Source organism: Microcoleus sp. T2B6, assembly GCF_036700475.1.
Taxonomy (GTDB): domain Bacteria; phylum Cyanobacteriota; class Cyanobacteriia; order Cyanobacteriales; family Microcoleaceae; genus Microcoleus.
Genome location: NZ_JAUBOZ010000033.1, coordinates 62,486 through 73,469, shown reverse-complemented (window position 1 = coordinate 73,469; position 10,984 = coordinate 62,486). Strand labels below are relative to the sequence as shown.

Sequence of the window (10,984 nt, the reverse complement as noted above, 5' to 3'; positions counted from 1 at the left end):
CTTGGCGAAGCGAACATTACCCCGAAAAGGAGATTGAGGCAACCATACCTCACCGGAGAGGCAACCATACCTCTCCAACCCCGCAAGGGGATTCAAGGCGGTTGAAACCGCCGAGTCGTTTCCCTCTCAGGGCTGAAGCCACTGAGTTTCCCATATACCGAATGTTTCTTATGAAAGTTGGCGATCGCGTTTGCATTAAAAACTCTGTTGTTGTCTACCACCACCCTGAAAATCGCAGTCAACCATTTGATATTAAGGGTATGGAAGGAGAAGTCGTGGCGATCGTTCACGAATGGCACGGCAGACCTGTCAGTGCCAATTGGCCGGTTCTAGTTCAGTTTGACAAAAAATTTCGAGCTCACTTCAAAGAGGATGAGGTCGAATTGATATCTTCGGAAGTCTAGCTGTCTCAAAAGTTGAAGCCGGAGCCCAAAGACAATATCAAATCCCGTCAGTCGATTTTAGATTTTAGATTTTAGATTTACTCCACAGATGAATCTGGAACCTTGAACTAGGATATAAAATTTTGGGCGGCTAACGACTCCTGTCGGAAAGCAATTATCCGTTTTTGGGCGAGGGTCATATAACTGTTGTAGAGTTTGTAGTGAGGAGTTCAGTTTTTTCTGTGGGTGTTAGTCGATCGGCGCGGCTAAAGTCCTTACTACAAACCATCTTTTTTATTTAACGCTTAATTTTTCGACCGTCCGCGGCTGAACCAACCTAAAATATTCCAATCTCCCTGCATTTTCTGCAATTCCTGCTGATGCTGCTTGGCTGTAGCGTAATACCACTGGCAGTGAAGTTCTAGTTCTTGACGGTACTTAATTTCGTCGTAAAACTCGCGGACAATTTGGTGTCTCTGAAAAATTTCGGCCGCGGGAGTCGGTTCTGGGGCAATGTTTTGCAACTCGTGGGGCAGCATGATTGTTTGGGGGCGACGGTGGCTAATATTTGCTGTAATGACTTTAAGCTAACACACTCAATCAATTTTGGATTTTAGATTTTAGATTTTAGATTTTAGATCGTATCCGTTTGATTGGGAATCTTATCTGATGAAGTTTTGTAGGGGCCGCTTCGCCCAGATATTTGATAAGTATAGACAAATTATACAGCATATTCCATGTATGTGCGGTACACACAATCTTGTAGTAAGCATCGGTGCGTCGCCACCAACAATCTGCAAGTTCCATTTAAAAGGTCGCAGCGACGCACCCTACATATTAAAATCACACAATATAAATTTAGCGGCTACTGTACTTCATCAACCTGGAATATGCTGTATAAACCCGCCCCGCCCCTATAATTGGGATGCAACCGGATTTGATATTAGCTTAAATTCTTCAATCTAAAATCCAAAATCCCAAATATAAAATTCTGTTAAAGCCATCCCCGCAGACGATAAACGATTAAGCCGATGTATTCTTTCAAGGCTTTAGTTGACTGGTTTAACTGATAGGTGTCCGGCAATAAATCCAAGGCGACTGATTGCCAATTGCTTTGGGATGCTGCGATATCCTGCTGCGTTATCTGAAAGTCTGTTGGTGCGGCAATTGCTTTTATTCCCTGACGCTGGAAAATTAACAGCGATCGAGTCATGTGCATCGCCGATGTCACTAGCAAAACCTGCCCTTTTATGCCTTTACCATCTAAAATTTTCCGCACGTTGACCGCATTTTGATAGGTGTTGTGTGAATCGGGGTCTTGCAGAATTGCTGATGCCGGTACACCCATTGTTTGGGCAATTTCTGCCATGTCTGCCGATTCGGGAGGCCCGCCACCTTTCCAATCTACTCTACCGCCGCTGAGAATTAGCAGGGAAGCTTTGCCTTGTTTGTAAAGTCGGGAACCATAGATTATGCGATCGCCCGCTTCCGCTAATTCTACCCAAGGACGGGGAGGTAAAGCTGCTTTGACACCGCCGCCCAAGACGATAATCGCTTCAGCTTGGGGGAGTTCGGCGGTTGGTAAGTTTTGCCATTCGAGCGATCGAACTAACGATTTTGAAACCCAACCGCTACTTCCGAGCAGTAAAATAATTAGAGCCGCAGCAATTGGCGCCGCCGCCCATTTCGGACGCTTCCAAAGTGTTATTAAAGCCGCCATCATTAACAGGCAACTCAACCCCAAAGGATAAATAAACAGTGGCAGGAGTTTCGATAGAAATACAAACATTCAATTGGGAATTTGGCATGGGGAAATTGTACGATCGTGTAGCCGAAGTATTGGGTATTGGGACGAAGGGCATTAGTGAATGTTAACTAATGACTAATGACTAATGACTGTTGACTGTTGACTGTTGACTGTTGACTGTTGACTAATGACTAATGACTAATGACTAATGACTAATGACTAATGACTAATGACTAATGACTAATGACTAAAGCTAGCGACGATCCTCTGGCCCGGACAACCAGTCTAACAATGTAGGAGCTTCACGCCTAGAGGTTTTGCTATATAGTTTGCTCTCCCTTTCCACTACTTCTTTATTGAGGATAGCATCCGAGGTTTTCTCCTTGGAACTTAAATTCGGGTTGAGTAGTAATTCGTTGTGCCACCAAGCGACAATTAAACCTGCTGCCACGCCACCAATGACACCAAGGCCAAGACTCAGGGGTAGCGTACATCCTACTAAGCGAAACCCAACGGTAAACAACACAAACCATATCAGCGCGGGGCTAAACCCCTTGGAGTCTCCGGTAAATTTTGGCATAAGCTGCAAGTTATGTTTGTAATAACAAAGAAAGATATTTACAATATTAGCAGACAATCAAATTGGCAAGGGCGATCGATCTGCAACTACTCCCCACAAATCAAGTTTAATTGTACCTCTAAGTCTTGCGCGGTATCTACAATGTTTACAGAAATTTGCTCTAATTCTGTACAAGGTTCAAAAGATGCTTCCTGCGAACTCAATAGTTCTGCTGTCGCGTCGGCAATATCGCCCCTGCGCTGTTGCAGTCGTTCTCGCAATACTTCAATTGGTGCGGTGCAGTAAATGATTTGCAGGGGTAAGCCGTGGGATTGAGCCTGATTAATCGCATCCGTTCTCCAGTTTTGGCGATCGAACTTTGCATCTAAAATCACATCCCAACCTCGCTCAGCCAAAATTATCCCCAACTCTAACAATCTACCATAAGTCTGTGCCGTCATTTCATCCGAGTACAAATCTTGCCCGCCACGTTCATTTAAAGGAATTCCGCCTAAATGTTTGCGAACCGCATCGGATCGAATGTGAATTGCCCCAGTGCGGCGAGCCAAATATCGAGCCGCTGTACTCTTGCCAGAACCAGACAAACCAGACATCAAAGTTAACTTTCCCCGGTGCGGTTTTGTGTATTGCCAAGCCAATTTATAGTAATGAGCCGCAGTCTGTGAAATCTCTGCTTTTTGGTCTGTTGAAATAGCGGAATCGTCCAACATTAACGAAGTTACTTTTGCTCTAACATAAGCTTGACGGCTCAAATACAAAGGCAACAGTTGCAGTCCTTCCCAATCCCCTGTTTGTTCGATGTAAGTATTGAGAAAAGCATTGCCTAAGTCTCTGCGCCCCCGCGATTCCAAATCCATTACTGTAAAAGCGACATCGTACATGACATCAACAAAGCGAAAAGGCTCGTTAAATTCAATGCAGTCGAACAGCAAGATTTTATCTGGCCAGAATGCTATATTCCGCAAGTGCAAATCTCCGTGGCACTCGCGAATTTTATTATTGCCAATCCGGCGATTAAATAATTCTTGATTTTTTTCAAAAAACGCATCTGTATAATCTTTAGTTTCCTGAAAATGTGCCTGAGTCTGCGGCCCGCCGATATATTTTTGCGAAATCAGGTAATTGTTGTCTATTGCTGTGCGAATCTGACTGACTTCGCCAAATGTGCGAATGTAGCTATTACTAATTGCCGTGCTGTGAAACTTGGCAACTTCCCTCCCTAAGTCTGCCATAACTTGCTCGGTCAACAGTCCGCGTTCCAACAAACTGAGTAACAGCGAATCTTGAGGAAATTCTCGCATTTTCAGCACGTATTCTACAGCAATCTCGCCAGAATTTATAGCAGGTAAGTTGCTGCCCAATTGAAATAAATCTCCAATTTGAACAATTGGCAAAACTTGTAGATAAATTTCCGGTGCAGTGCGTCGGTTCATTAGCAATTCTTCGTTGCAGAAATGCTGCCTTTTATCCAATGTTGAATAGTCTAAAAAGCCAAAATTGACGGGTTTCTTGATTTTGTAAGTATAATCTCCTGTCAGCAGGACAAAGGAAGCGTGAGTCTGAATTAGCTGCACTGGTTCAGTCACCCCGTGCGGGTAAAAACCGGGCTGCAACATTTGCTGGATCAGAGGTGGGAGACAAGTCATAGCGATTTTAGATTTTGGATTTTAGATTTTAGATTGGGGATTTTGGATTGTGAATTTTAGATTTTAAGTTGGGGACTTTAGATTGGGAGTGGGGATGTTGACTTTAATCCGATTTATTATAGAGTTGATAGTTAGTGTAAAAAAAAGCAGCGATGACAGAAAATAATCAAGAATCTGGTTCCGTGGATGTGTTTGGCGTAGGCAATGCCCTTGTAGACATCCTAGCATTGGTGGAAGATGAATTTGTACTCGGCCACGGGCTGAATCGCGGCGGGATGACGCTGATGAATTCAGAAACGCAGGGGGGGATTTTGCACGATTTAGAACACAATTCGCTGCAAATGCGATCGGGCGGTTCGGCGGCAAATACGATGATTGGTTTGGCTCAGAGCGGCGGTAAAGCGTATTATTCGGGGAAGGTTGCTAAGGATACTAACGGGGAATTTTACCGCCAAGATTTGCTGGCGGCGGGGATTGATTTTAACGTGCATCCTGCTGCTGAGTCGAACGGGCCTACGGGTACTTGTGTAGTGCTGACTACGCCGGATGCGGAACGCACGATGTGTACTAATCTGGGGGTTTCTACTACTCTGGCGACGACTGATATTGATGTCGATCGACTGGCTCACTGCAAGTACAGTTATGTTGAGGGTTATCTTTGGGATGCTCCCGATCCGAGAAAGGCTAGCATTGAGACGATGGAACAGTCTAAGCGTCTGGGTGTGAAGGTGGCTTTTACTTTTTCGGATGGCTTTTTAGTCGATCGATTTGCTGATGATTTTCACAAGGTGGTTTCGGAATATTGCGATGTAATTTTTTGCAATGCTGATGAAGTTCGGAGCTTTTTTAAGGAGGAATCTCTGGAAGAGTGCGCTCGGAAAATGAGCGAGATTTCGGATTTGGCTTTTATCACTAATGGGGATAAAGGCTGCATGGTGGTGGAGAACAAACAGATTGTTGATGTGGCTGGATTTCCGGTAAAGGCGATCGATACTGTGGGTGCTGGGGATGCTTTTGCGGGGGGTGTTTTGTTTGGAATTACTAACGGTTTGAGTTCTACACAAGCGGCGCGCTGGGGCAATTTCTTGGCTTCTAGGGTGGTGCAGGTTCACGGGCCTCGGCTTGAGGGTTCTCAGGCTCATCTTTTGAGTGAGGTGATTTCTGGTTAGGAATTGAAAGGGGCGATCGCACTTTTTGTGTTAAGGGCGATCGCTCTTTTTTTAACCACAAATAGAGGTTGGCTGAGTGCGTGGATTGAGTGATTTTGAGATAATTTGTCTTCCACTTTTAGCCTGCTTTTTCTGCCAATCTGCAAACATAGCATCCAAGTCGTAATTGAATGACTTAGCGTGTTGTTCGCGAATTTGGTGAATTTTCTCCACGATCTCATCTTGCCACATAAATTCAACCTCCTAGTAGTTCGTAAGGCGTACAAATGATCGGTAATTGGTATCCCAAATCCAAACTAATTTCTGCAAGTTTTCTCTGAATTTGAGCGTTAGCGATATGCTTACAGTTCCATGTTAGCAGGTAATCTAAATCGTAAACGGTAGCTGCCACAATATGAACCGCATCAGCAGCAGCTTTAGGCGGAAGATTGCTTCGTGTGAGAAATTGTCCTGCTAAGTCTCGTACAGCTTGATTGAGTTCCAGCAATGGAAAGTCGCGAAGTATCTCCAAACGTTGAGTCGCAATCTCTGAGTCACCTTCTGCTATTTCGTCCAAAACAACTTGTGAGATGTAGAGCCTGAAGTTGCTTCGCCGAAATTCCCACCAATCTCGTGTTACCTCAATGTTTGCAGCTATAATCAGGTTTTTGGTGGCTCTAGCGGTGAGGTAGCCCAAGATACTGGTTTCGATGTAGACTGTTTCACTCATACGTAATGGATGATCGCAAATTTCATGTTAACCATACCATGTTGTTTGTCTATTCCGATTTTAAGGGCGATTCCCTTCGGGATAGCTTCGCACGCGCGTACTTTTTGGATTAAGGGCGATCGCTCTTTTTGAACCCCAGATGAAAACTGACACGAAAAAGCCGATCGCTATTGCTTAAATAAAATTTAACGACAGTTTATTTCTCACCAGATTATGACTATCATTGAACAGATTTACGCGATCGTCAAAACCCTTCCCGAAAACCAAGCTAGCGAAATTCTCACTTTCGCTGAGTTTATTCGTGCCAAGTACCTGAATGAGAACCAATCCACCGACACAGTAGATTCTTTAACTCCTTGGACAGAATTGGTTTATTCCCTAGCTGGAACATGGGCAGAAGACTTTCCTACTCTGGAACAGATTCGTGCCGAGTCGGGGAAAGACATCTTGCGGGAGAGCTTTTAGATGTACATTTTGGATACGAATACATTAATTTACTATTTCAAAGGACAAGGAGAAGTTGCCCAAAACATTCTGCCATAGTAAAAACAGCTTTATGGTGGAAAGTAGCGATAAATATCTTTCCGGTGAAGCACCCTGGCAAAAGTAAGAGTTTCGCCATCAAAATAAAAACCTATTCGATAGTCTCCAACCCGAAGCCGATACGCATTATCCTCACCTTTCAATTTTTTTAAGTTAACAATTGTTTGTAAATCATTACTATTGGGAATTTCCGCAAAAGCAAAATCCTTGATTTGCTCAAACACAGGCGTACTTTTAAGAGCTTTTAAATCTTTCAAAAAACTGGGTAGATATTCGACTTTCATTCACTTTCCAGTTCTGCAAGTGCTTGCTGTAAATTTAACGGGTTTTCATTTTTTACTTCGCGCATAGCCTGGAGAAGTCCTTTATCTTCGATCGCTTCTAGGAAATACTGATAGTCGGTATAATCTAGAATAACTTGACTAATGTTGCCTTCGGCATCGAATATCAATTCTTTAGCCAGTGGATAGTCTTCTATTTTCATACACTTTTATGGTGAGATGAGTTATGAGGGAATGATGCTTCTATTTTAACAGCGATATCTCAGAACCCGATGAAGTGCGATCGGGTATGTTGGTTATTGGGTCTAATAAAATTTGTCCGGCTTCGTTGACGAGAACGCGATACTCTGTTGACTTGGGTTCGAGGTTTAAACTGATGCGTCCTTGTGAATCTGAGCTGATTAAGTTTTTCAGAATCCAAAACATATCTTTCAGCTATTATAAAGTTGGGTAAAACTCGGTTGGTTGAGTTTTACTTAATTATAACAAATTAGATGTTGTTTGTCTATTCGGATTTTAAGGGCGATTCCCTACGGGATAGCTCCGCTTCACGCACTTTTTGTCGTAAGGGCGATTCCCTTCGGGATAGCTTCGCTTCACGCTCTTTTTTGAACCACAGACGAGCGCTGGTTTTTGTCAATTTTGCAGAATGTATTGACTGATAATATTTTTGAGTTCTTGAGGAGCTTCTTTGGCAATCGCCGCTCCTAAATCGGGACGCACAACCCACCACCAAACCAGTTGTTCTAAACGATCGGGAGGATTTTCATTAGGACACAATTCGATCGTACTTTCATTGACACCAATAATGTTAGCACAAAGGTCATTAGCAATGCTAACACGAGCGTCTAGATTTTCAAACTGTACGATGTCTTGCCAGCTAATTTCATTGGGAATAGAATTGAGGATTGATTGGATATCTAGAGTCAGCATTAAACTGTTCCTCCGAAAGCTATAATAACTCTAATGCCAAAGTCTTGTTGTTCTGCAAAAGATTGAGTGCTGAGCCACCCTCTCACGGTTAGAGTATTCGTACCTGTTAATTAAGGTTGGACGGAGTTGTAGAAATTGGTAATTTCCTGATGAATTGACCCAGTACCGTGTTCTAGCCGGACGAGATTGCCTGTATTGTGTATTGCTTCTGCCCCGAATCTCTGTAAATTTGATGTTGTTTGCCCAACTATATGATGCCACGCTAACCCCGCTCCTGCCACCCCGATCGTTCTTTTAAATTCACCCAAAGTTTGAAAGCCTTGTCCGGGTGTTATGGGTGAGATGACAGTCCTTGATTCTAGTTCTCTAGCTAGTCGTCTCGCTATTTCTCGTCGAGTTTCGTCGGTCATTTATGCGAGTTAGCTTTCACTGCTGTGATTTAATTTTACGATGGTTTATCACGCTTAAATCCCGATCGGCATATTCAGAAAAGTCACCCAAATCATGTACTTCACCTTTAGCTGCTTGCGCGAGGCCGCACTTAACGGCGGCTAATGCTTGGGGGTTTTGCCACAACCACTGTTCGCGATCGGGTATGTTGGTTATTGGGTCTAATAAAATTTGTCCGGCTTCGTTGACGAGAACGCGATACTCTGTTGACTTGGGTTCGAGGTTTAAACTGAGGTGTCCTTGTGGATCTGTGCTGATTAAGTTTTTCAGAATCCAAAACATATCTTTCAGCTATTATAAAGTTGGGTAAAACTCGGTTGGTTGAGTTTTACTCAATTATAACAAATTAGATGTTGTTTGTCTATTCTGATTTTAAGGGCGATTCCCTTCGGGATAGCTTCGCACGCGCGTACTTTTTGTGTTAAGGGCGATCGCTCTTTTTAGCAACCGCAGATGAACGGGAATGGATGGGGAAGGAAGAAAGGGCGATCGCTATTATTCCAAATTCCAAGCGAGCGAGCTTGTAAAAATCTCTGTTTTGGCTATAATAGTATTATTTTTGAATCATACCTAATAAAAAATCATGACAACAACAGTAAGCGTAGAACACATTGAAAGAACACCGGGAGTACGAGGCGGGAAACCCCGGATTGCTGGGACGAGAATCGCCGTACAAGATGTGATGGTGATGCACCTAAAAATGGGTTATTCTCTTTTAGAAATTGCCACTAAATACGATCTGCTTGTAGCAGCAGTTTATGACGCTATGGCTTATTATTACGATCATCGCCAAGCAATTGACAGAGAAATGGCAGAAGATGATGCTTTTGTGGATGAATTTATGCGTCAAAATCCAGGTAGGTTACAAGCAAAAATAAAGGAATTAAAAGGTGAGTCTGCGAATTAGGTTTCATTTAGATGAGCATATCGATCGGGACATTGCTAGGGCGTTACGTCTCTATGGTATTGATGTGACGACAACGGTTGAAGCAGGATTAAGGACTAAGATAGATGAGCAGCAGTGGTTGTTTATTCAACAACAGCAGCGAGTGCTTGTCACTCAGGATCGGGATTTTCTAGTTATGGCTGGTATGAGCAAGGATCATCCTGGTGTGGCTTATTTCAAACAGGGGAGTCGTTCGATCGGACAAGTAATAGAAACTTTGATTTTGCTCTATGAAATTTACACACTGGAAGATATGGTCGGAATGGTAGAGTATTTGTGAGGGCGAAGGGCGATCGTACTTTTTTGAACCGAAGATGAAGGCGGATGAACGGGGAGGGATTAAGGGATCTCGCCGCCGCCCGTCGCCGACTTAGACCCCTGTAGAATGAGCCATAATAGACAAAGCCGCAACCCTTGTAGCCCGATCGATTAACCAGCAACCCTCAGAGAATTTGATTTATGCTAATTCAGAAAATCGTTCAAGAATTACAAGACATCCCCGAAGATAAACTCGCAGAAATCTATGATTTGATTCACTATTTTCGCCTCGGATTAGGACGGGAACAGCCACAGCCCCGCACCCCTGGTTTACTGACGGGAGAAGTCGGTGATGCTTTTTTTGAACCCCTACCAGAAGAGGAACTGGAAAAATGGGAATAAGCTACCTTATCGACACCCATATCCTGCTGTGGTGGCTCTTTGATGACCCCAAACTCAATGCCCAATGCCGCGAGATCGTTCGCAACCCCGATTTTAATATCATTGTTAGCACTGTTTCCGCTTGGGAAATAGCCACCAAATATCGCATCGGTAAACTTCCCGAAGCCAAACAGATTGTGGAGGAATATTCGCAAATCCTCCACCGAGCCAAATTTATCGAACTAGCTATAACTTCAGCTCATGCCCTCCGCGCTGGCCGCCTGCCCATTGCCCACCGCGACCCCTTTGACCGGATGATTATGGCACAAGCTGAACTCGAAAATTTGCCGGTTATTACCTACGACACAGCCTTTCACACGGGGCTAATTCAAGTTATCCCCACCGTCGAATCAAGAGCATGAGTATGGGAAGGGCGATCGCACTTTTTGTGTTAAGGGCGATCGCTTTTTTGAGCAACCGCAGATGAAGGGCTATCGCACTTTTTGAATTAAGGGCGATCGCTCTTTTTTGAACAGCAGATGAACGGGGATGGATGTGGATGGGAGAAAGGGCGAGCGCACTTTTTGTCGTAAGGGATCTCGCTCTTTTTTGAACTGCAGATGAAGGTGGATGGATGGGGAGGGATTAAGGGATATCGCACTTTTTGTCGTAAGGGATCTCGCTCTTTTTAGCAACCGCAGATTAAGGTGGATGGATGGGGAGAGATTAAGGGCGATCGCACTTCGTTAAAATAAAGGCGATCGCTCTTAGTGGTTTTAGATAAATGAGAAGGCGATCGCTGGACTACTAAGTTTCAACTTCTGAGTATGTAATGAACTCGGAAAGAATTAATCACTAATTGAGTTCATTAACAGATATATCTCGCCCATCTGCTGCCTCACGTTTGATGAGAACAGCACCGTAAACGACACCTCTGCCGTAATTAGCCTGATGGAAG

The 10,984-nt window shown here is 43.9% G+C and carries 19 protein-coding genes; 7 read left to right on the top strand and 12 right to left on the bottom strand.

The features are described from left to right. Positions 1-404 (top strand): ferredoxin-thioredoxin reductase variable chain (locus QUA00_RS36855; protein WP_445305747.1); only part of this gene is annotated, 404 nt, incomplete at its 5' end. Positions 405-688: 284 nt separating this feature from the next. Here QUA00_RS36855 and QUA00_RS16455 read toward each other — a convergent pair. From QUA00_RS16455 to QUA00_RS16440, 4 genes are all read right to left on the bottom strand, one after another. After that, positions 689-922, bottom strand: a complete 234-nt coding sequence (locus tag QUA00_RS16455) for a hypothetical protein (protein WP_242722513.1) — start codon at positions 920-922, stop codon at positions 689-691. Between the two features lie 455 nt (positions 923-1,377). Then, positions 1,378-2,172: a YdcF family protein gene (locus QUA00_RS16450; RefSeq protein WP_333305864.1), complete on the bottom strand. Its 795-nt coding sequence runs from the start codon at positions 2,170-2,172 to the stop codon at positions 1,378-1,380. Between the two features lie 211 nt (positions 2,173-2,383). Beyond that, positions 2,384-2,710 (bottom strand): hypothetical protein, encoded by a 327-nt coding sequence (locus QUA00_RS16445; protein WP_333305861.1) that lies wholly within the window; start codon positions 2,708-2,710, stop codon positions 2,384-2,386. 86 nt (positions 2,711-2,796) lie between these two features. After that, positions 2,797-4,356 (bottom strand): AAA family ATPase, encoded by a 1,560-nt coding sequence (locus tag QUA00_RS16440; protein ID WP_333410245.1) that lies wholly within the window; start codon positions 4,354-4,356, stop codon positions 2,797-2,799. Between the two features lie 152 nt (positions 4,357-4,508). Between QUA00_RS16440 and QUA00_RS16435 the strand changes: the two genes are divergently transcribed. After that, entirely contained in the window at positions 4,509-5,525 is a 1,017-nt protein-coding gene (locus QUA00_RS16435) for an adenosine kinase (RefSeq protein WP_333410244.1), read from the top strand. Positions 5,526-5,576: 51 nt separating this feature from the next. Here the strand turns inward: QUA00_RS16435 and QUA00_RS16430 are convergent, their stop codons facing one another. Together QUA00_RS16430 and QUA00_RS16425 are read right to left on the bottom strand one after the other, a co-directional pair. Next, the gene (locus QUA00_RS16430; RefSeq protein WP_333108531.1) at positions 5,577-5,756 is read right to left on the bottom strand and encodes a hypothetical protein; all 180 of its coding nucleotides are present in this window, start codon (positions 5,754-5,756) and stop codon (positions 5,577-5,579) included. A gap of 4 nt (positions 5,757-5,760) precedes the next feature. Beyond that, the gene (locus QUA00_RS16425; RefSeq protein WP_333410243.1) at positions 5,761-6,234 is read right to left on the bottom strand and encodes a type II toxin-antitoxin system VapC family toxin; all 474 of its coding nucleotides are present in this window, start codon (positions 6,232-6,234) and stop codon (positions 5,761-5,763) included. 213 nt (positions 6,235-6,447) lie between these two features. Here QUA00_RS16425 and QUA00_RS16420 point away from each other — a divergent pair, with 213 nt between their 5' ends. Then, positions 6,448-6,699: a DUF2281 domain-containing protein gene (locus QUA00_RS16420; RefSeq protein WP_333410242.1), complete on the top strand. Its 252-nt coding sequence runs from the start codon at positions 6,448-6,450 to the stop codon at positions 6,697-6,699. A gap of 89 nt (positions 6,700-6,788) precedes the next feature. Here QUA00_RS16420 and QUA00_RS16415 read toward each other — a convergent pair whose 3' ends face one another. The 6 genes from QUA00_RS16415 to QUA00_RS16390 all read right to left on the bottom strand — a co-directional run bounded on the left by QUA00_RS16415 (position 6,789) and on the right by QUA00_RS16390 (position 8,723). Then, entirely contained in the window at positions 6,789-7,061 is a 273-nt protein-coding gene (locus QUA00_RS16415; RefSeq protein WP_333155417.1) for a type II toxin-antitoxin system RelE/ParE family toxin, read from the bottom strand. After that, a complete protein-coding gene (locus tag QUA00_RS16410; RefSeq protein WP_333290342.1) occupies positions 7,058-7,261 on the bottom strand; it encodes a hypothetical protein in 204 nt (67 codons plus the stop codon). The genes QUA00_RS16415 and QUA00_RS16410 overlap by 4 nt, the downstream gene beginning before the upstream one ends. A 40-nt stretch (positions 7,262-7,301) precedes the next feature. Further along, positions 7,302-7,484, bottom strand: a complete 183-nt coding sequence (locus QUA00_RS16405; RefSeq protein ID WP_333410241.1) for a hypothetical protein — start codon at positions 7,482-7,484, stop codon at positions 7,302-7,304. A gap of 210 nt (positions 7,485-7,694) precedes the next feature. Further along, entirely contained in the window at positions 7,695-7,991 is a 297-nt protein-coding gene (locus tag QUA00_RS16400) for a hypothetical protein (RefSeq protein WP_333138225.1), read from the bottom strand. A gap of 110 nt (positions 7,992-8,101) precedes the next feature. Continuing rightward, positions 8,102-8,401 (bottom strand): hypothetical protein, encoded by a 300-nt coding sequence (locus tag QUA00_RS16395; protein ID WP_333138227.1) that lies wholly within the window; start codon positions 8,399-8,401, stop codon positions 8,102-8,104. 16 nt (positions 8,402-8,417) lie between these two features. Then, a complete protein-coding gene (locus tag QUA00_RS16390; protein WP_333138229.1) occupies positions 8,418-8,723 on the bottom strand; it encodes a hypothetical protein in 306 nt (101 codons plus the stop codon). A gap of 301 nt (positions 8,724-9,024) precedes the next feature. Between QUA00_RS16390 and QUA00_RS16385 the strand changes: the two genes are divergently transcribed. The 4 genes from QUA00_RS16385 to QUA00_RS16370 all read left to right on the top strand — a co-directional run bounded on the left by QUA00_RS16385 (position 9,025) and on the right by QUA00_RS16370 (position 10,448). Next, a complete protein-coding gene (locus QUA00_RS16385) occupies positions 9,025-9,348 on the top strand; it encodes a DUF433 domain-containing protein (RefSeq protein ID WP_333138231.1) in 324 nt (107 codons plus the stop codon). Then, positions 9,332-9,667 (top strand): DUF5615 family PIN-like protein, encoded by a 336-nt coding sequence (locus QUA00_RS16380; RefSeq protein ID WP_333138233.1) that lies wholly within the window; start codon positions 9,332-9,334, stop codon positions 9,665-9,667. Before QUA00_RS16385 ends, QUA00_RS16380 begins: the two co-directional genes overlap by 17 nt. A gap of 179 nt (positions 9,668-9,846) precedes the next feature. Next, positions 9,847-10,047 (top strand): hypothetical protein, encoded by a 201-nt coding sequence (locus QUA00_RS16375; RefSeq protein WP_333410240.1) that lies wholly within the window; start codon positions 9,847-9,849, stop codon positions 10,045-10,047. Then, complete coding sequence (locus QUA00_RS16370) at positions 10,038-10,448, top strand: type II toxin-antitoxin system VapC family toxin (RefSeq protein ID WP_333138237.1); 411 nt, start codon at positions 10,038-10,040, stop codon at positions 10,446-10,448. The genes QUA00_RS16375 and QUA00_RS16370 overlap by 10 nt, the downstream gene beginning before the upstream one ends. Positions 10,449-10,984 lie beyond the last annotated feature (536 nt).